The 20,970-nt window shown below is 44.4% G+C and carries 19 protein-coding genes; 17 read left to right on the forward strand and 2 right to left on the reverse strand.

What is annotated here, in order from left to right:
• Nucleotides 1–123: 123 nt before the first annotated feature.
• Nucleotides 124–630 carry a hypothetical protein gene (locus tag F895_RS12830; RefSeq protein WP_005240034.1) on the forward strand — a complete coding sequence of 169 codons (507 nt, stop codon included), beginning with the start codon at nucleotides 124–126 and terminating at the stop codon, nucleotides 628–630.
• Between the two features lie 260 nt (nucleotides 631–890).
• A complete protein-coding gene (locus F895_RS12825; RefSeq protein ID WP_005240036.1) occupies nucleotides 891–2,183 on the forward strand; it encodes an MFS transporter in 1,293 nt (430 codons plus the stop codon).
• Between the two features lie 27 nt (nucleotides 2,184–2,210).
• Here F895_RS12825 and F895_RS12820 read toward each other — a convergent pair whose 3' ends face one another.
• The gene (locus F895_RS12820; protein WP_005240038.1) at nucleotides 2,211–3,629 is read right to left on the reverse strand and encodes a polyphosphate:AMP phosphotransferase; all 1,419 of its coding nucleotides are present in this window, start codon (nucleotides 3,627–3,629) and stop codon (nucleotides 2,211–2,213) included.
• Between the two features lie 211 nt (nucleotides 3,630–3,840).
• Between F895_RS12820 and F895_RS12815 the strand changes: the two genes are divergently transcribed.
• The 7 genes from F895_RS12815 to F895_RS12785 all read left to right on the forward strand — a co-directional run bounded on the left by F895_RS12815 (nucleotide 3,841) and on the right by F895_RS12785 (nucleotide 10,720).
• Complete coding sequence (locus tag F895_RS12815; RefSeq protein ID WP_010590084.1) at nucleotides 3,841–4,548, forward strand: DUF8198 family protein; 708 nt, start codon at nucleotides 3,841–3,843, stop codon at nucleotides 4,546–4,548.
• Between the two features lie 211 nt (nucleotides 4,549–4,759).
• Nucleotides 4,760–5,701 (forward strand): bifunctional demethylmenaquinone methyltransferase/2-methoxy-6-polyprenyl-1,4-benzoquinol methylase UbiE, encoded by a 942-nt coding sequence (gene ubiE, locus F895_RS12810; RefSeq protein WP_005240043.1) that lies wholly within the window; start codon nucleotides 4,760–4,762, stop codon nucleotides 5,699–5,701.
• An 11-nt stretch (nucleotides 5,702–5,712) separates the two neighbouring features.
• Entirely contained in the window at nucleotides 5,713–6,390 is a 678-nt protein-coding gene (locus F895_RS12805; protein ID WP_005240045.1) for a ubiquinone biosynthesis accessory factor UbiJ, read from the forward strand.
• Nucleotides 6,391–6,402: 12 nt separating this feature from the next.
• A complete protein-coding gene (locus tag F895_RS12800) occupies nucleotides 6,403–8,022 on the forward strand; it encodes an ABC1 kinase family protein (RefSeq protein WP_005240046.1) in 1,620 nt (539 codons plus the stop codon).
• A 247-nt stretch (nucleotides 8,023–8,269) separates the two neighbouring features.
• A complete protein-coding gene (locus tag F895_RS12795; protein WP_005240053.1) occupies nucleotides 8,270–8,869 on the forward strand; it encodes a cytochrome b in 600 nt (199 codons plus the stop codon).
• A 135-nt stretch (nucleotides 8,870–9,004) separates the two neighbouring features.
• Nucleotides 9,005–10,321: an FAD-dependent oxidoreductase gene (locus tag F895_RS12790; protein ID WP_005240054.1), complete on the forward strand. Its 1,317-nt coding sequence runs from the start codon at nucleotides 9,005–9,007 to the stop codon at nucleotides 10,319–10,321.
• Between the two features lie 12 nt (nucleotides 10,322–10,333).
• Complete coding sequence (locus tag F895_RS12785; protein ID WP_005240055.1) at nucleotides 10,334–10,720, forward strand: VOC family protein; 387 nt, start codon at nucleotides 10,334–10,336, stop codon at nucleotides 10,718–10,720.
• 1 nt (nucleotide 10,721) lies between these two features.
• Here F895_RS12785 and F895_RS12780 read toward each other — a convergent pair whose 3' ends face one another.
• Nucleotides 10,722–10,988: a hypothetical protein gene (locus F895_RS12780; RefSeq protein WP_005240056.1), complete on the reverse strand. Its 267-nt coding sequence runs from the start codon at nucleotides 10,986–10,988 to the stop codon at nucleotides 10,722–10,724.
• 215 nt (nucleotides 10,989–11,203) lie between these two features.
• On the opposite strand from F895_RS12780, the gene hisIE reads away from it, so the two are divergent.
• The 8 genes from hisIE to F895_RS12740 all read left to right on the forward strand — a co-directional run bounded on the left by hisIE (nucleotide 11,204) and on the right by F895_RS12740 (nucleotide 20,969).
• Nucleotides 11,204–11,971, forward strand: coding sequence for a bifunctional phosphoribosyl-AMP cyclohydrolase/phosphoribosyl-ATP diphosphatase HisIE (gene hisIE / locus F895_RS12775; RefSeq protein WP_005240057.1), 768 nt, complete (start codon nucleotides 11,204–11,206; stop codon nucleotides 11,969–11,971).
• Nucleotides 11,972–11,980: 9 nt separating this feature from the next.
• Nucleotides 11,981–13,483, forward strand: coding sequence for a UvrD-helicase domain-containing protein (locus F895_RS12770; protein ID WP_005240058.1), 1,503 nt, complete (start codon nucleotides 11,981–11,983; stop codon nucleotides 13,481–13,483).
• Nucleotides 13,484–13,507: 24 nt separating this feature from the next.
• Nucleotides 13,508–14,890 (forward strand): AAA family ATPase, encoded by a 1,383-nt coding sequence (locus tag F895_RS12765; RefSeq protein WP_005240061.1) that lies wholly within the window; start codon nucleotides 13,508–13,510, stop codon nucleotides 14,888–14,890.
• Between the two features lie 255 nt (nucleotides 14,891–15,145).
• Nucleotides 15,146–17,998 (forward strand): monovalent cation/H+ antiporter subunit A, encoded by a 2,853-nt coding sequence (locus F895_RS12760; RefSeq protein WP_005240063.1) that lies wholly within the window; start codon nucleotides 15,146–15,148, stop codon nucleotides 17,996–17,998.
• A complete protein-coding gene (locus tag F895_RS12755; RefSeq protein WP_005240065.1) occupies nucleotides 17,991–18,359 on the forward strand; it encodes a Na+/H+ antiporter subunit C in 369 nt (122 codons plus the stop codon). Before F895_RS12760 ends, F895_RS12755 begins: the two co-directional genes overlap by 8 nt.
• Nucleotides 18,359–20,170 (forward strand): monovalent cation/H+ antiporter subunit D, encoded by a 1,812-nt coding sequence (locus F895_RS12750; protein ID WP_005240067.1) that lies wholly within the window; start codon nucleotides 18,359–18,361, stop codon nucleotides 20,168–20,170. Before F895_RS12755 ends, F895_RS12750 begins: the two co-directional genes overlap by 1 nt.
• Nucleotides 20,170–20,697, forward strand: coding sequence for a Na+/H+ antiporter subunit E (locus F895_RS12745; RefSeq protein WP_005240069.1), 528 nt, complete (start codon nucleotides 20,170–20,172; stop codon nucleotides 20,695–20,697). The genes F895_RS12750 and F895_RS12745 overlap by 1 nt, the downstream gene beginning before the upstream one ends.
• Entirely contained in the window at nucleotides 20,694–20,969 is a 276-nt protein-coding gene (locus F895_RS12740) for a monovalent cation/H+ antiporter subunit F (RefSeq protein WP_004656203.1), read from the forward strand. Before F895_RS12745 ends, F895_RS12740 begins: the two co-directional genes overlap by 4 nt.
• Nucleotide 20,970: the final 1 nt, after the last annotated feature.

Raw genomic sequence — 20,970 nt, forward strand, 5'->3', positions numbered from 1 at the left:
ACAACATTCAGCTTCATATCACGAAGTCACGTTAAATACACAATCCAATAAAAAATTGTTTTGAAATTCACCATTCAATACGATTGAATGTACTATCAAGGGACAGAGCTTAGGTATAACTTTATGAAAATCGATAAAATTCCTGATTCCATTGATCCAAATTTAAACTTGGATCAGATTCGAGAAGAATGTTTAGAACTGTCTAAAAAGCGTGCCTACTGGTCAGCGGGTGCTGCAATTGTACCGATTCCATTTTTTGATGTTGTGGTCGATTTAGGCATGCTGACCCAGATTATTCCCTATATTAATGCCCGCTTCGGTCTCGCACCTGAACATATCAGTGTTTATGATCCTGAAACCAAGAAAATCCATTGGGATGAACTGCGTAAGCGTGGCTTTGAGTTCTCTGGCTTTGTGGTGGCACGTACTGCAATGAAGGCATCTTTTAATGGCTTTTTCACTAAAATTGCCACCAAACAGGTGACTAAATTTATTCCTTTAGGTGGGCAACTGGTCGCGGCCAGTCTAGGCTATTTCATGATGCGTAAAATTACTGAAGCGCATGTGCAAGATTGCTATAACCTGGCCAAACAGATTCAGCAAAAAAGCCGCAGTACCATTGTCGCTTAAGCACTAATGAAAGGTGTTTGTATGAAACACCTTTTCTTTTTTAATGATTGACTCGGAGCTTCAAGCGCATTTACCCGAGCCGTTTTCATGCCTAGAATCTCTGTCGCTATTTTTGATATAGATCCATGCTTACAGTGCAATAACAGATCAATAAAAAAACCACACAAATACGTTAAGATTCACTTAATTTTTTAAGCTTTCATAAAGATTGTATTTTTATTCTCCACATCTTGATGATCAATAGATGATGGAGCGTCATTGTGCCAAATAGCCAATCCCCTTCTCGGGTCCGTTCAATTTTTAACGTGACCAGCGGGAACTTCCTTGAACAATACGACTTCTTCTTATTCGGTCTCTATGCACAAGCCATAGGTGAAACCTTTTTCCATTCGGACAGCAGCTACGCAGCATTAATGAAAACCTTTCTCGTGTTCGCAGTCAGCTTTCTGATGCGCCCGATCGGAGCTTTGGTGCTTGGCCCTTATGTAGATCGGATTGGTCGTCGCCGTGGCCTGATGGTGACATTAAGTATCATGGCTTTCGGTTCGTTAATCATTGCCTTTACTCCAAGTTATGCCAGTATTGGCTTTGCCGCAACCGTGCTTATTTTCGTTGGACGCCTTGCACAAGGTTTTTCCGCGGGGGTCGAGCTGGGTGGCGTTTCAGTCTATTTAGCAGAAATAGCCGAACCGCATAACCGTGGCTTTATTACCAGTTGGCAATCTGCCAGTCAGCAAGTCGCCGTCATTTTTGCTGCAATCTTGGGTTATCTCGTCAGTGTGATTTTCACCAAAGCTCAGGTCGATGCATGGGCATGGCGGATTCCATTCTTTGTGGGCTGTGCCATTATCCCCTTCATTTTCTGGTTGCGTAAATCTTTGGCTGAAACCGAAGCCTTCGCTTCCCGTAAAGAGCATCCCAGCACACAGCAAATTCTTGCGACTTTAGCAGCAAACTGGAAAATTGTGTTGGCGGGTGTGTGTATGGTTGCGACCACCACCACCATGTTTTATTTCATTACCGTCTATACCCCAACCTACGGCAAAGAGGTCTTGAATCTAACCCGTGCAGAAAGTTTGATTGCCACAATTATGGTGGGTGTGAGTAACTTTATCCTGTTACCCCTGGGCGGACATCTTTCCGATAAATTCGGCCGAAAACCGCTTTTAATCATCACCACAGTCTTAATTTTTATCAGTGCCTATCCTCTGCTGACTTGGCTGACACATACCATTAGCTTGTCGCATATGCTGATGGTGTTGTTATGGTTCTCGCTACTTTATAGCTTCTATAACGGCGCACTGGTGGTTTCATTGGCAGAAATGATGCCGAGCTCAGTGCGAATTGCGGGCTTCTCTGTTGCCTATAGCTTTGCCACTTCCATTTTTGGTGGACTCACCCCGATGATTGCAACCTATCTGGTGCAGACTTCAGGCAATAAGAGCATGCCTGCTTTCTGGCTGATGTTCGCCGCAATCACCAGTTTAATCGCGACACTGATCGTATTCCGACAGCATCGCAGCTATAAAGCACAATTGGCGAATAACAATTAATTTAATTGAACTTAACGAGAAGGTGGATTAGTCCGCCTTCAACTGTTTTAAGATGGCCTTTAATACTTCAATCCGCGCTGAATACTTATCATCGGTCGCAATCACATACCACGGTGCATAATCGGTATCGGTCCGTTCAAACATATCCGCTGCTGCCTTGAGATAATCATCCCATTTCTCACGATTACGCCAGTCTTCCTCTGTGATTTTAAAACGTTTATGTGGTGTTTGTTCACGTGCCTTAAAGCGAAGTGCCTGCTCGTCTTTACTAATCGCCAGCCAAATTTTGACAAGCACCGTCTGACTATCCACCAGATTTTCTTCAAAACGGTTAATCTCATTATAGGCGCGTTGCCATTCTACAGTAGAGGCAAAACCCTCAATCCGTTCAACCAATACGCGTCCATACCACGTGCGGTCAAAAATGGTGATCTTGCCACTGTCAGTCAATTTGCTCCAGAAACGCCATAAATAAGGACGCCGTAATTCATAGCGCTCAGGTGCTGCAATGGTATGAATTTCGTATTCTCTTGGATCAAGCTTTTTCACGATCCGTTTAATCGCGCCGCCTTTTCCTGCCGCATCCATGCCTTCAAACGCGATCACCACTTTGCGCTCATCATAACGCAGCGTGTCTGCAACTTTCTTGGTCAGCTTACGCAACTCATCTTTATAATCCTCTTTTTCTAAACTGGCTTGCGCAGGTGCAAGTAATGCTTTGGGAATCGCAGCCTGCTGCCATTTCTGCGTCACTTTAGTTTGATGTTCAGGCAACTCTCGCAAGGTTTGCAGCAAATATTGAGCAAAAGATTGATCACGCAGCTTGCCATCTTCGCCATCAATCATAAACCAGTCATCGGTAAAGCGTTGGCTTAAGCCTTGCAAGCTATCGTATTGTTTTTTATTACGCCAATCCAGGCCATGGAGTTTATGCCAACGTTGTTCCGAAGCATCGATTTCATCCAAACGCTTTTGCAGAGACTTCCACGACAAATCAAACCAGACTTTGACTATATGAACATGATTATTTTGCAGATCATGCTCAAAAGCCCGCATCTGCTCCACATAGGCATCAAACAAGTTCTCATCCAATGGTTTGGAGACATGCATCGCCGTCGTGAGTAGGTCGCTATACCAATTACCAAACATCACCACGATTTGCCCTTCTGCGGGGATAAAACGGCTATAAGATTGCCAAAAGGTTTGATTGTTGGACAACAGCTGTGGTGCATCCGCTTTCACTCTTAAATAGCGTGGATCGAGCCATTCACGTAATTGCTTGACTGCTTCGCCTTTGCCCGCCAGTTCAATCCCACTGACCAAGACCAAAACACTTTTGGCATTTTTTTTATCGCGACTTTGTTTGAGTGCATATTGGGCTTCAATGAGTTCTAAAGACAGCTCATCCTCATCACGTAATTCAAATGTCGGTTGTTGTATACTCATGTTCTGCTCTAAATGATTCATTCTTAATATTTAAAATCAGTATAGTCAAAACTGCTGCCGATCAAAGGCCACCCCGTGTACAGTTTATGTAGAATGTCATCAGATGACTGCCGTAGTGACCGATGATTAAACATTTAGAGTTTATGCTGTCATGGTTCTCCGTTATGATGCAGCCTATGCTTTTATGGTTTTATTTTCTTTGAGTTCGAACATGTCAAAACTCGCTGCATTTGATCATCTTTTATTACAATATCAAACACTGAATTACCACCAGAATCCAGCGATTGCCCAGAGATTGCATGAAGTCCAAGCATGGATGAAAGTACGGATTGCACAGACACATGCAGCATTTTTTGCTGAACCCAAGAATCAGCTGATGTCGGCGTATTTCTTAAACCGTTTATACGGCGGTCCAGATTTTGATGCTATGGCGCAACAAATCGAACGGCTGCTCAAATACGCACACAAAGCGGAGAGCCTTCTGCCTGAAAATGCCATCAAGACAGGGACTAAATCGGTCAGTTTAGCTGTTCTGGCAACGCAACTGGACGAGCAAGTGGCCATACAACTGTTAGAAGATTATCCACTTGAAACCCCATTAACAGATGAGATCATGCGTCAAACCCTAATCAAGCTGGATCAAGGTGAGGCTCGGTATGAGCAACTTCAACTGCTGGATGAATTAGGTCTGACCCTTGATAAATATATGCGTTCCACCATGATGTATGCCGCATTTAAAATGTGTAAAGGGATTGCACATAAATATCAATTCGAACAAATGTATGAGTTTATTCAGGAAGGCTTTGCTGCCATGAAACCGTTGAAATCGGCAGCAACCTTTATCAGTACTTTCACCGAAAAAGAACGTGAAATTATTGAAAAGGTGCATAGTGGACATCCTCATCCTTTTCAAGACTAAACGGGATCTGGGCATGCTTCAGTCATGAGATCCATGGCTGAAGCAGAAAAATGAGACTTTTCAAATCTTAAGAAAAATTAAAACCCTTTTGAGAAAGTGACTTTCTGTATATTATTCATATCAATTACATGTGAAAGCCTGTAAAAAGATACAAAATCTGTCATCATGCTTGCTGATTCGTGCCGCTAGAGCGAAAGTTTAGGAGAAAACAATGTCTAACGAAAACCAACAGCCTACCCCAGAAGTTGAGCAAAATCCAAGTTCAGACAAAGTCAGTCCATTCTTAAGCTCACCGCTTCCTCAAGGCACGCCACAAGGTCAGCAGCAGTCTTTACAACAAGGCACCACAGCGACCTCAACCGCATCAATCCCCAAATACAATCTGCCGCGCGGAGCCAATACGGGTAATGTAGGCGAAACAACTCACTTTGGTTTTCAAACCGTAAACAGTGATGATAAAGCACAGAAAGTTGCAGAGGTTTTCCATTCAGTTGCCAGCAAATACGACATCATGAATGACTTGATGTCATTCGGTATTCATCGTCTATGGAAACGCTTTGCGATTAATATGTCTGGCGTACGTCGCGGACAACATGTGCTTGATATCGCGGGCGGTACTGGTGATTTGGCCAAAGTCTTTAGCCGTGAAGTTGGCCCTCAAGGTCATGTCGTATTGTCCGACATTAACGAATCTATGTTAAATGTGGGTCGTGATCGTCTAATCGATGCCGGCTGTACCAATGTGGATTTTGTGCTTGCCAATGCAGAAACGCTTGAGCCATTTGCCGATAATAGTTTTGATTTAGTGACGATCAGCTTTGGTTTGCGTAACGTGACCGATAAAGATGCGGCACTGCAAGCGATGTACCGTGTCTTGAAACCAGGTGGCCGTTTACTGATTCTCGAATTTTCTAAACCTGTATTTGAACCATTTTCAAAACTCTACGATCTTTACTCATTCACGGCATTGCCGATTATGGGTAAATTGGTGGCCAATGATTCGGAAAGCTATAAATACCTTGCCGAATCAATTCGCATGCACCCAGACCAACGTACCCTCAAAGGCATGATGGAAAATGCAGGCTTTCAAAGCTGCGACTACCATAACTTAACGGGTGGTATTGTTGCGGTTCACCGTGGATTCAAACTTTAAGGTTCTCAGATATGTGGTCGATTTTAGCACTCGGTGCAGTCGAACGTATCATTCATCATGTGATTGATCTGGATGCGATTACCCGCATTCAGCTCAACCAACTGCAAGGTCAATTATTACGGGTTGTGATCGATAGTCCTCAACTCTCGGTTGATGTGTTTTTTGATGAAAATAGAGTTCGCCTCGAACCGACCGTGACTGGACACAGTCACAGCCCGTCTATTTTTGAACAACGTCCCTTTGATCCCCAACATAAAGTAACGGATGCAACCGCAACCCTACATGTTGAAAATAGCGTTGAGCTGATTAAATTATTGCTCAGTGACATGGATCAGATTGGCAATATTCCCTTGCAAGGTGATTACCACCTCTTGCAGGAGATTCAAAAAATTATGCAGCAGGCCGAGCCTGATCTGGCAGCGCATTTATCCCCTTGGATTGGTCCACAGCTGGCCCATGAACTCGGTAAAATTCAGCTTGCACCACAACAACTGAAACGCTCACTACAAAGCCATTTATTTTTTGTTGAAGATGCCTTAAAAGAAGATAGCGGTTTATTTGCTCCACGCTGGCAAATGGATGATCTCAATCGCGAGACACGTCAACTGAACCAAGAAATTGACCGTTTGGCAGCCAAGCTGCAACAGCTCAATGCTCAATTCAATCCCTCAAAGCCCACACAAGACTAGGTAAGACTTTATATGATTCCGCATGTTACACGGTTACTCGAACTCTGGCGTATTGCTGCACACTATCGCCTTGATACCTTGTTCCCTGCGGAAGAATTGCCAGTAAAAGCACGTCATGCATTAAACATCATTAAAATGCATCCTGCGGCATGGTCAAGTCGTGAGAAGAAAAATCCGCTGAAGCTTAAGCAAGCCTTAGAGGATATGGGGCCATTGGCAATTAAGTTAGGACAATTGCTGTCTACACGCCGTGATTTGATTCCACCTGAAGTGCTATCCCAACTGGTGTTATTGCAAGACCGTGTCAAACCCTATGATACCCAACTGGCCAAGCAACGTATTCAAGAATCACTGAAAGCAGATGTCAGTACCCTGTTTTCTCGCTTTGATGAACAGCCACTTGCAGCCGCATCGATTGCTCAGGTCCACACCGCGGCTTTGCATGATGGCCGTGAAGTGGTGGTAAAAGTCACTCGCCCAGATATTCGTCATCAGATTTTACAAGACTTCGAAATTCTGACGTGGCTAGGCGACTGGCTGGAAAACCGTTTAGAAGCAGCGCGTGCCCTGCATCTCTCGGAAATTATCCAAGATTACCGCCACATCATTTTAAATGAACTGGATCTGAGCTTAGAAGCCGATAATACCCGTCGTATGCGCCACTACTTTACAGGTTCAAGCATGATGTATGTGCCTGAAGTGTATATGGACAGTAAAGATGTGATGGTGGCGGAACGCATTACTGGCGTTCCTATTTCAGATACGGCCACTTTTGATCGTTTAGGTATGGATCGTGCGGATCTGGCAGAAAAAGGCTTAACCATTTTCTTCACCCAAGTGTTCCGTGACAACTTTTTCCATGCCGATATGCATCCAGGAAATGTCTTTGTCGAGACCATTAATCCAAGCAATCCACGTTTTATCGCCTTAGACTGCGCCATTATGGGCGAACTGTCGAAGCATGATCAGATGACGGTTGCACGGATGCTACTCGCGGTGATGAACAGCAACTTTATGCAGTTGATTCAAATCGTGCATCAAGCTGGCTGGATTCCACCGGGTACTGATCAAGATGCCTTGTCACGCGAGATGCGCCGTACGGTTGGCCCAATGGTTTCCAAACCAATGGATCAACTGGATTTCGCCGGTATTTTGATTCAGGTGATGGATATTGCCCGCCGTTTCCATTTGGAAATTCCGCCGCAACTGATGCTGTTACTGAAAACACTGGTGCATGTTGAAGGCTTAGGTACCGACCTCTACCCACAACTGGATATCTGGAAACTGGCGAAACCGATTCTAACCGAATGGGTCAAGGCCAATATGAACCCAGTCAAAAACATGAAAGAACTGGGACAACAAATTCCGGACCTATTATTGGGTGCTCAAGATATTCCAAGCCTGTTAATTGACAGCTTAAATGGTTTGAAAAACCAATCTGCATGGCACGATAAACAGCTCCGTGAAATTCAGCAAATGCGTTTACAAATGCAACAGCAACAACGTCGTAGCTGGATGTTTGGCAGTACCCTGCTGATCTTGCTCACAATTGCCATTATCAGCCCATGGTTTATCTCGGTTATTCTGATTGTACTGAGTAGTTTGATTGCCCTGTGGCGTATTGCCAAATAAAACCTAGATCCCGAATCAAAGGCTGTATCGATTGATACGGCCTTTTTATTTGGCAGAACAATCCAATTGATCGACATATTCACCGCACCGACCTCATCTAAGAATCCCAGCCCAGTTGTCACACTTTAGGCAATATCTAAATCCAACTCAGGCCATTATTAGCTAAAAACTTTTCATCCTTGAGCAGATCGCTCATCATCGGCTAAGCATTGAAATGTATCCGCACAGCTTTTAAAGGAAGAACAGCATGAGTTTAAAAAATAGTAGGGATAACTATGGCTCGATTGCAAAATGGTTGCATTGGAGCACAGCACTGCTCTTTTTATGTGCCTATTGCAGTGTTTATTACCGACACTGGTTTACCGAAAAAGGTACACCCGAGAACTGGACGGCTTTGCAGCTGCATCTTTCTGTCGGTATCAGCATTGCCGTGATTATTAGTCTCCGAATCCTCTGGCGGCTAAGCAATCCGCAACCCAAATTAGAACCTGCCAGTCCGCTCGCAACATTTGCTGCACATGCAGCACATTTTGCCCTGTATGCCATCATGATCATTGCACCGCTTACAGGCTACTTGGGTACAGGCGTCAATACAGAGTTTTTCTTTTTGTTTGAGATTCCCAAATTTGAACAGACTGGATTGTTCCAGAGCTGGGTTACCCAAGGTTTAGGCTTAAGTTTTGAACAGTTCGAGAAGCCGATTGATTTTATTCACAAAGAAATTCTTGGGAAATGGCTGATCTGGATGCTGATTTTAGGGCATGCAGGTGCGGCCCTTTATCATCACGCGATCAAGAAAGATCGTACCCTGATCAAGATGACCACAGGCAAAGATCCTTCAAAATAATCCAGATTGAGCTTTTGCTAAAATTACAGACCCGTACCTTAGGCATTGAGCTAGAACAGATTTCATTTAAAAAAATCATCGGGATCAGTTAAGATCAAGGCTGACTGATCTAATAAACCTTTAAAAGAATAAACAATGAAAATACCTCATTTTGCCATTGTGGGTGCTGGAACTGCTGGACTAGCAACAGCGATTTTGCTGGCACGCGCAGGCAATCACGTCACTATTTTTGAACACGTGGATAAGCTTTCTCCTGTCGGCGCTGGTTTGTTGTTACAGCCCGCTGGCCTCGCCGTATTTGAACATCTGGGCGTGCTTGAGCATGCCCTAAAACTAGGCGCAAAAGTCACAGGATTAGAAGGTCAACTTCCCAATAAACGTCTGTTAGTCAATAGTCACTATCATCAAGCAGGCAGCAATCTGTATGGGCTCGGCATTCATCGCGCCAGCTTATGTCATGTGCTCACCCACAAACTGGCTGAATATGCCAGTCAGGTGACATGGCGAATGGGTCATAGTGTTGAACGTATTCAAGAACAGCAAAATGAAGTTCGACTGTTCGGCATTCAGCAGCAACAAACATTTGATGATGGCTTTGATGCCGTGTTGATTGCCAATGGTGCACGCAGCCAGTTACGCCCTTCTGCATGGGTGAAAGTCGATCAGGCTTATCCTTGGGGTGCGGCATGGAGTATCGTGCCTGAATGCCCAACACTTGATCCTGCCATTCTGCATCAGTTTTATGACCGCTCCAAAATCATGATGGGGGTATTGCCTACTGGTGCAATCCCAATCGCCCCTCAGCAACGATTGTCGAGTGTATTTTGGAGTTTGCCCAGCAAGCAACTGCACACATTCTTAGAGGATGAATCCGCAAAGCAACAATGGTTAAAACAAGTGTCTGACCGCTGGCCTGATGTGGCGGAATGGCTCAAACAGCTGTTGTCGAATCCACAACATCAACCACAATGGTTGTCTGCGCAATATCGCGATGTGGTGATGTCTCAATTTGGACAAGGACGAATTGGAGTGATCGGTGATGCAGCCCATGCCATGAGTCCACAGTTGGGACAAGGCGCGAATATGGCCTTGCTGGATGCTTGGGCCTTTTCGCAATCATTGCAAATAGCACAAAAACATCAGCAAATTGACTGGTCGATGCTCTGGCAACATTATCATCAACAACGGCGTTCTTCGACCCAATTCTATCAGTTCCTGAGCCGCCTACTCACGCCACTGTATCAATCAGATCATTGGTGGGCGGGTGCTATACGTGATCTGACCTTTCCGTGGATGTATCAGATCCCGTATTTCCGTAAAGAAATGGCGATCACCATTTCTGGTTTAAAAACAGGACTGTTTCAGCAACTCGATTATCAACAAGTGGCGCAATATACAGAAAGCGACAATAGCTTTAGTGTCAAACTTGAATCTCTACCTGAATATAAATAAGGGCTGTGATATATGAAAATTAGCCATTTAGATCACTTGGTTCTGACCGTTGCCGATATTGAAATCACTTGTCAGTTTTATCAATCTGCCCTGAATTTTGAAGTGATAAGCTTTGCTGAAAACCGCAAAGCACTGCAATTTGGCAAGCAGAAAATTAATCTTCATCAACTGGGCAAAGAGTTTGAGCCTAAAGCACTTCGCCCGACAGCAGGTTCAGCAGATTTATGTTTTATTGCAGAAACCCCATTAAATGAAGTGATGGCACACCTTCAAGCGCAGCATATTGATATCGTTGAAGGCCCAATCGAAAGAACTGGGGCAATGGGGAAAATTTTATCGCTCTATTTACGAGATCCTGATCAGAATTTGATTGAAATCTCGAACTACCAAAGTGTCTAAATTATTGATAATCCATTGGGATATTTTGTAATTGCGCATTAATATCCCAATGCTTCGGCTTATTCTTTAGTTCCCACCAATTTGCACCTGTATTTAACCATTTTGTACGCTGAACTTTTACGGATTCTTTTGTGCAATCCTCATAACCAAATTCTGTACCACAGCAAGCACAAATAATAAAGTTAGGTGTACTCCCATCCTCACCCCATGGGGCTTCAGATTGGATAAGTCCGCACACTCGACAAGCTAAATTTTCATTATTCTTCAATACTGAATACCTCTAAATTTGATTCACACCCTATTCATACCAGTTGAAAAAGTATTTAATTTAAATAAATGAGTTAACTACTATTTATAACGTTATAAACTTCTGTCTATTAATCTAATGCAAAAATCACATAACTTATTTTTTACCCCACAAGCATAGCCAACCCTAGTCACAAACGCTACACTAGCTGCTTTCCACTCAATGGATTTTCACTCATGTCAAACTGGTTAGATGAAGTTAAATTTGATTCCAATGGTCTTGTTCCTGCCATTGCACAACATCATCAAACTGGTCGAGTGTTAATGGTTGCGTGGATGAATCGTGAGGCCTTACAACTGACAGCTGAAAAAAATCAGGCGGTGTATTACTCACGCTCACGTCAAAAACTCTGGCATAAAGGCGAAGAGTCCGGACACTTTCAAACCGTGCATGAAATCCGTCTGGATTGCGATGCCGATGTGATTATTTTACAAATTGAACAGCATGGTGGCATTGCTTGCCATACCGGTCGTGAATCTTGCTTCTATCGCAAACTTACGCCACAAGGCTGGGAAATTGTAGATGCCCAACTCAAAGATCCGACGGCGATTTATGGCGCATCTGCCAAAGTTGCAGCACATGATCACGTTCAAAGTGAACAGGTTGATGTGCTTGCTTATCTCGGGCATTTGATGCAAGAACGCAAAAATGCCGAAGCAGATAACTCTTATGTTGCCAGCCTGTATAAAAAAGGCATTAATAAAATTTTAGAAAAAGTCGGTGAGGAAAGTGTCGAAAGCATTATCGCTGCCAAAGATTATGCCGTGCTTGCTTCGCTAGAAAATAAACACGACCTGATTTATGAAGTGGCCGATCTGTGGTTCCACAGTATTGTCATGTTGGGTTATTTCGACCTTGATCCGCAAGTGGTACTGGACGAGCTGGCACGTCGCCAAGGTCTATCGGGCTTAGTTGAAAAAGCCAACCGTAATCAAGAAGCGTAAGCAAAGCCTGTGTCAAATATAGAAAAACCTAAAGCCACTTATGAGCAAGCCATTGCCATCGACAACGCCCGTCTCGGTCAATCATTTAAAGTGATTGCCTATGCTGGCACAGGTAAAACCACCACCTTACAGATGATTAGTGATGCCATGCCCGAACGGCGTGGCATGTATTTGGCCTTTAACAAAGCCATCGCCTCAGAAGCCCAGAATAAGTTTCACAGTAATGTGAATTGTCGTACCTTCCACTCACTGGCCTTTCGTAGTGTTCCACGTGGAGTAACCGACAAATTACGTCTGCCCCGCCTGAGCCCAAGTTTTATTGCCAAAGAATATCGTCTCGAACCGATTACGCTACGTCGCCTCATGGGTGGGCGTTATGAAAAATATGTACTGATGCCAAGTCGTCTGGCGAGTTTGGTTGCCAATGCGGTCAGCTACTTCTGTTCAACCAGTTCACAATATCCTGCACCCCGTCATATTCAGGCGCCAAGTTGGTTACATCTGGATGATATTGAAGCTTTGCAACAGCATCTCTATCCCGCGGTAGAACGACGCTGGCTGGAATCGATTGACCCGAATCATCAGGCTGGCATCGGGCATGATATTTATCTAAAACTGTGGGCCCTATCTGAACCGAATATTCCTGCCGATTATGTGCTTTTTGATGAAGCACAAGATGCTGATCCGCTCATGCTGGGTATCTTACTGCGCCAGAAAAGCACGCAAGTAATTTATGTTGGGGATGCTCACCAGCAAATCTATGCATGGCGTGGTGCAATCAATGCCATGCAGCAAATGCCACTACCCGAAAGCCGTCTCACCACTTCTTTCCGTTTTGGTGAAGCGATTGCCGATGTTGCCAACAGTTTACTGGGGGCACTGAATGAAACGGTTCCCCTGCTGGGCAATCCCAACCAAAAATCCAGTGTGGTGAATAAACCGCATACCAAAATGCGTGATGCGATTTTATGTCGTACTAACGCACGAGCGATGGAATTGCTTTTGTCTGGTTTAGTGCATGGCGATAAAGTCAGTCTGCAGGCAGATCATCAAAAACTCAGTCGCTTTGTCGATGCCGCCAGTTTACTTAAACAAGGTAAACGTATCACCGATGTACCTGAACTGGCTTGGTTTAACTCTTGGCACGACGTACATGAATATTGTGAAACCAATGACGGCAGTGATATCAAACCCTTAGTAAAATTAGTGGATGATCATGGCACTGAACCACTAAAAAAAGCACTGGCAAAAATCACGCCGATTGAACAAGCAGATTATGTGATTTCTACTGCGCACAAAGCCAAAGGATTGGAGTGGGATCGTGTGCATATCGAAGACGATTACCAATTTAAAATAAATGGACTAGAACATAAAATTACAGATGAAGAATTAAGATTACTTTACGTGGCCTGTACGCGTGCTAAAGTAAGTTTAAACATTCATCATTTATACGACTTAATACAACAATTAAAACAGCGCGCGCCCTCAAGTCTTCGTCAGTCCGCAGGTTAAAGCGCCCATGATTGAGGTCAGCTTATGCAACTTGAATCGGTTCACTTTAAACATATTGGCATGTTTCGAGAGCTAGATCTCGAGTTTGATCCAGAGCAATACCCTATTACCCTGATTTTGGGCGATCAGGCGACAGGCAAAAGCACTATTCTAAAAAATATCTATCAAAGCCTGACCTGGTTTTCTGCACGCTATAAAGATATTCGTACTGCTGGCGTGGTGATTGCTGATCAAGATATTATGCTGAATCGCCTACAAGCAAAAATTGAAATTCAGGTTCACATGAGTCAGGAACTGGCTGGTAATCTGGTCGAGAGTAGCTCCGCCCAGCAATCAGACACCCACAGTTGCGCTTGGAAACTCTACAAAACCTTTAATAGTCAAAGTGTTGGTATTAGTCAGGTCGAAACTCAGCAACTCGATCAAATGGTTAGCCTGTACCAAAGAACAGGACAGCAAGACCCCTTATTTGGCTTGCCATTGATCGCTTATTACCCCGCAGAACGCTTTGTACAAGACATCAATCTACAGAGCAAAAATACATCGGGCATTTTACAGGAAATTTCGGCCTACGATTTAACAGCTGTCCCCTACACCACCTTTACTCGCTTTTTTGAATGGTTACGTGAGATCAGTGATGTTGAAAATGCCCATTCAGCACATATTGTTCGGCGGCTGATGGGGAATGATTTTAATCAGCACAATCAATCTGAGATTTTACAAGAATTACAACGGGAACTGATTAACCACCCCAAACAATTATCCGCTCCCAATCTCTATGCCTTAAAAAATAGCCTGCATACGGTTTTTCCTGAATTGGATGATATTTATATTCAGTATGTACCGAAGCTGCAATTGATGGTGCGCTATCAAGAGCAACTGGTTCCTTTTCAATACCTGTCCGCATCACTTAAAACCTGGATTGCTTTGGTTGGAGATATCAGCCGACGGCTTTGCCAATTGAATCAACATTGTTTTAACCCCTGCCTAGAGGGTGAAGGTATTCTCATGATAGATCAGGTTGATCATCAACTGGATCAAAGTCACTGTGCTGAAATTTTAGAACGTTTACATCAGGCTTTTCCTTGCCTACAAATTATTGTTACAGGCAATCGAGATGCATTGCTTGAACATGCCTTACATTATCAATGTTTAAAACTCGATCAAAAAGGAATCTACCAACTCAATCTGCAAGCATCACAACAACAGCTTTCGAATTTATATCAGACCTTATCACAAGCCGAAAGCACGGATTCTGTTCCAACCCACACCTTGCTACAAGCTGACCCTCCAACCAACAAAGTCGATGATTTATTTCAGCAAATTCAAGACCTAAACGAGCAAGAAAAGACCAACTTACTTCACTTACTTAAAATTGATGATACACCCCAAGAAAGCCCGTTATAAAGGTGTATCAAAAAGTGAAAATTGAAATGTTTTCAATGAAATGATGTTGTTAGTTTCATGTAATAACATTAAGTTTTTACAGTCTGTTTATAGTAAAATAAATCGCATTTTTTTATTTTCAAGTTGTGCAATACAACTTGCTGCCTCCGTTAACTTGATTGGGCTTCAAGATTTAAAGTTTTTGGTATTCTCTTTGAGTGCCTGTAAGTCTTGAAAGAAAATTCACCCCTTAGGTCTTCGACCTAAATCATCGACATGGATACCAGTGTGCTACCGATTATTATCTTATTACCGCTCATACTCGGCACCACCCTTGTCTCACAATTACAGCGTATTTCGCGTGGCGTGACGGCACTTGGGGCGATTGGGATCAGCCTTAGTTGTTTTATTTTACTTCTGACTCAGGCAGAAACGGTTCTACAGGGCAATCCCCTGCAACAAAGCTGGGACTGGCTTCCACAGCTTGGAATTAATCTGAGTTTTCGCCTAGATGCATTAGGTTTATTGTTTGGTCTGCTGATTAGCGGTATCGGCACGCTCATTTATATTTATGCCTATTATTATCTGAGTCCTAAAAACTCCCTGAGTAAACTGTACCAGTTATTGATGCTGTTCATGGCAGCCATGCTGGGCATTTCACTCTCGAACAACCTGATTATCTTGTTGGTATTTTGGGAACTGACCAGTATTTCTTCTTTCCTGCTTGTGGGTTACTGGAGTCAATACGAGGCAGCCCAACGTGGCGCACGTATGGCTTTAACCATCACCGGTATGGGGGGGCTGGCCATGCTGGGGGGATTTGTACTGATTGGACAAATCACCGGAACCTACCAAATTGATCAATTGGTGCTGATGAAAGATACCATTCAACAGCATGCGCTTTTTGTGCCCGCCTTACTGCTTATTCTGTTAGGTGCATTTACCAAAAGCGCTCAGTTCCCGTTCCATTTTTGGTTACCGAATGCAATGGCGGCACCTACCCCGGTGTCAGCCTATCTGCATTCTGCAACGATGGTCAAAGCTGGGATTTTCTTGTTGGCACGTTTAGCACCTATTTTTATTGGTGCTGCGTTATATCACAATATCGTGACTTTTGTCGGCCTGTTCACCTTGTGTATGGCCGCAGGTTTTGCCATCTTCAAGGAAGACCTGAAAGGTTTACTGGCTTATTCAACCATCAGCCATTTGGGTTTGATTGTCTGCTTACTCGGCATTGGTTCTCCACTTGCCGTTGCAGCTGCAATTTTCCATATCATTAACCATGCAACTTTTAAAGCTGCCTTGTTCATGATTGCAGGGATTATTGACCATGAAACTGGCACGCGTGATTTACGCAAGCTGAGTGGTATCTGGCAGCTCCTTCCTTTCACTGGAACCTTAACCATGATCACCGCTGCCTCAATGGCGGGTGTACCATTAACCAATGGTTTTATCTCGAAAGAGATGTTTTTTACCGAACTACTGGCCAACTTATCTGGTCCAGTGATGGTGATTTCAGCCATCGTCGCAACCTTAGCGGGTATTTTCGCAGTCAGTTATTCGATTCGTCTGGTACATGGTGTGTTCTTTGACGGGCCTATCGGCAAGCATGTTCCCAATAAAGATGCACACGAACCTCCTTTGGGTATGCGCTTACCCGCCATTATTCTGGCGAGCTTATGTATTTTAGTGGGTATCCTCCCTGCCCTATTTGCAGGCACTATGGTCAACAGCGTGACCCGTGCCAGTTTGGCACAGCCTGAATTTGAAGGCGTACACCTTGCGATTTGGCATGGGGTTAATGCACCACTCATCATGAGTCTGATTGCCTTAATTGGCGGATCAATTTTCTACTTTGCACTGGCAAAAGAGGGACGTATCCGCAAAATCGACCTCGATCCTTATCTTGGAAAATTCCAAGGCAAGATTCTGTTTGATTTGTTCCTTAAGCATTTATTGTTAACCAGTCGTAAAATCAAACAAAGCACTGAAAATGGCTCTCTACAAAGCTATCTGCTCTGGATTGTGCTGTTCAGCATCGTCATGGTCGGCTTACCACTCTTTAACCAAGGTCTAACTACAGGTACCCGTGAACTGACGCATGCGCCATGGATCGCCATTGTACTCTGGCTCACCTTGTTCTCTGCCTGCTGGATGATGCTGTGGTTCCACCATGAACGCATCAAAGCGGTACTGATCAGTGGTGCTGTCGGTCTGGTCGTGACCATGGTCTTTGTAACGCTGTCTGCACCAGACTTGGCATTGACCCAAATCACGGTTGATGTGGTGACAACCGTTTTACTGTTAATGAGTTTATCGCTTTTACCACAACTTACGCCTTATGAATCGAGTCGTTCACGTCGTTGGCGTGATGCCAGCCTTGCCATCGCAGGTGGCTTAGGAATTGGCTGGATTACCTGGTTGCTGTTAACCCGTGACCACAATTCAATCTCATGGTTCTTTTTACAGCAAGCGATTCCACTTGGCGGCGGTTCGAATGTCGTCAATGTGATCTTGGTTGACTTCCGTGGTTTCGATACCTTCGGTGAAATTAGCGTTCTCGGGATTGCAGCAATCGGTGCACTCTGTCTGATGGATGGCATGCGTGCGCATGGGACTACCATGACACAAGGCCTCACCTATCGCTTTAACCCGTCTCCACTGATGTTACGTATCACAGCTTCCTGGATATTGCCGCTCGCCTTAGTGGTGAGTGTTTATATCTTCATGCGTGGGCACAATCTTCCAGGAGGGGGCTTTATCGCAGGTCTAATCACCTCTATGGCGCTAGTCATTCAATATATCGTATTAGGGCAGGACCAAACCGAACAGATGCTCAAAGCAAAATCGGGGCGTCTCTATGAACTTTGGATTGGTTCAGGCTTAACCATTGCGGGCCTTACAGGCATTGCAGCCTGGTTCTGGGCACGTCCGTTCTTGACCAGTGCACATATTTATGTCGAGGCACCTTTGCTCGGAAAAATGCACCTCGCTTCCGCAGTTGCATTTGATACCGGGGTCTACATTACCGTTGTTGGTGCTGCGATGTTGTTAATTTCGGTCTTAGGTGATTCACGTCATTCCAGTATGTCAGGTCCAATCCCAAGTGGAGATAAACGAAATGATTAGTATTGAATTTTTACTCGCTTCCGGGATCGGCTTGTTGACCGCAACAGGTATTTATTTAATTTTACGTGCCAGAACATTTCCTGTGGTCCTCGGCTTGGCCATGATTGGTTATGCCGTGAATCTATTTTTGTTTGCCATGGGACGTTTGCAGATCAATGCACCTGCCGTATTGACGCAAACCACCAAGGTGACCGACCCACTCCCTCAAGCACTGGTATTAACGGCGATTGTGATTGGTTTCGCAACCACAGCCTTTATCGTGCAACTTGCATTACGCAGTCGTTATGAATCTGGGACAGACCATGTCGACTCTAAAGAAGAGCCTACTTTGACTTATGACCCACGTGAGGATGAGCCATAATGTTTGATTTTTATAGTTTCTGGCATGCTCATGCTCCAATTATCAGCATTTTAATTCCAGCATTCACCAGTTTTATTCTGGTGTTATTGGGCAATCCAGGTGCAGGTTCTTTAAAACAGGATTGGCGCCAACCTTGGCGTCGTGGCATCAGTCTCACCTCTGTGGTGCTCGGCTTAATTACAGCAATTAGCTATTTAAGTATTGCCAGTACAGGACAAATTACGGTTTATCAACTCAGTGAATGGTCTGCACCCTTTGGTATCGTGTTAGTCCTTGATCGCTTATCAGCCTTTATGCTGGTGCTTACCTATGTTCTTGCCGTCCCTGTGGTCTGGTATGCAAGTGAGAACTGGGACACCCGCGGTCGTTATTTCCATGCCATGGTGCATTTTCTACTCATGGGAATCACAGGGGCATTTCTCACAGGCGACTTGTTTAACTTATTCGTGTTTTTTGAAATCCTGCTGATGGCATCTTATGTGCTGTTATTGCACGGTCAAGGTCGTCCACGTTTTCAGCTTGGGATTCATTACGTCACCATTAACCTGTTGGCCTCTGCCCTGTTCCTGATTGGTTTAGGCATGATTTATGGCAGTGTGGGCAGTTTAAACATGACCGATGTGGGTCGTCTTGTTCCAACACTGGATGGTGACCAATACAAACTTGCTGTTGCGGGTGGATTACTGCTGTTTGTGGTATTCGGAATTAAAGCCGCAATGTTACCTGTCGGTTTCTGGTTACCCAAAACCTATGCGGTTGCCAGTACACCAGTAGCAGCACTGTTCACCATCATGACCAAAGTCGGAATTTATGCCATCTTACGTGTCAATGGCACCGTTTTCGATGAAGCCATGGCGCAAAGTATTTTCAAAAACTGCCTGTTAATTATTGGTTTAGTGACTTCGCTATATGGTGTAATTGGTGCCATTGGTGCAGAACGTTTACGTCGTTTTGTCGGTTTTATGGTGCTGTCCTCGATTGGCACACTGCTGATTGCCATTGCCATGTTTAATACCCACGCATGGGCAGCAGCACTGTATTATTTGGTTCACAGCACACTGATTGCTGCAGCATTCTATTTATTCTGTGGCTGGATGACGTCACAACGTGGTGCTTTTAAAGATCATTTAAAAGTTGCACCACGAATCAAACAGGAAAAAGCCGCTGCCTTTACTTACTTTACCATCGCCCTCATGATGGCAGGCCTGCCTCCATTTAGTGGCTTCTTAGGTAAAGTCTTTATCTTGCAGGCCACCGCCGAAACCCCTTATCAAGGCTGGATTATCGCGGTGATTCTGATTGTGAGCCTGCTCAGCATTATTGCCATGACACGGGTCGGTTTTATTCTGTTCTGGCGAGCGACACCGCCCGAAGAGGATCAAAAAGAAGCGGCTTATACAGAATATCAAGCCTTGCCTGAAGTTGCGCCGAAACGTAACGATACAGCAATTTATTTCCTGCTCGGCGCCTTAATGCTGTATGTGGTTTGTGCTGCACCGATTCAGAACTACACGCTTGCAACTGCACAGCAAATTCAGAATCATGCACTTTATAACCAAACCATTCTGAAACATGATGCACAAGGTCGTCCAATCAGCGTTCAACCGTATGATCCAAGCTACTTACCAGAAACCAAATATGGTGGTGAAGTTGAAGATGCCAATGCACTGTTGATCCCAGATATTATTTCTAAGCCAACATTGCAAGGTGGGCATATTTCTGAGTACAAGCAACGTCAAATTGCGGAACAAGTTCTACACGCACCGACCATTCCGAATAGCACACAGCTTAAACCAATGGAGGATCACTAATGCAAAAACCATCTTTGCTTGAGCGTTGGTTCCCCCATCCATTTGTGTCTGTTCTGATTTTTTTAAGCTGGTTGATGCTGGCGCATAGTCTGGATCTGACGGACATTTTAATGGCAGTGATTCTGGCGGTGCTGATTGCCCGTTTAGTCAGTCCATTTATTGCCAGAACGCCACATATTCACTGGCTTCCTGCCATTAAACTGGTCTTTGTCGTGCTGTGGGATATTGTGATATCTAATTTCCGTGTGGCCAAAATGGTGCTTGGCCCCATGGATCAACTACACCCCAAATGGTATCGCGTCCCCTTAGAAACTGAACATGAACAAGTCAACACCTTACTTGCAATGATTATCACCACCACACCCGGAACGGTTTCAGCCGGAATCGATCAGGAACGTGGTGATATTCTGGTACATGCACTCAGTTCCGATGATACTGAACTCGACATTCAAGAGATTAAAAAGCGCTACGAAGCACCTTTAATTGAAATCTTTGATGTCAAGACTGCAGAAGGAGCAACCAAATGACTATTTTACCTTATGCACTGGGTATCGGCTTAATTGCCATTACCATCTCTATGTTTCTGTGCTTGATTCGCTTGATTGCAGGCCCTTCAGTGATTGACCGTTTGCTGGCTTTAGACACGCTCTTTCTCAATGCGACCTGCCTGATTGTAGTCTTAGGTATCTATTGGGTCAGCACTAATTTATTTGAAGGTGCACTTTTGGTTGCCATGCTTGGCTTTGTCTCTACTGCTGCACTTGCCCGTTATTTCACAACGGGCCATGTGATCGATTAAG

The sequence above is a fragment of the Acinetobacter sp. CIP 64.2 genome, from assembly GCF_000369645.1.
GTDB lineage: Bacteria > Pseudomonadota > Gammaproteobacteria > Pseudomonadales > Moraxellaceae > Acinetobacter.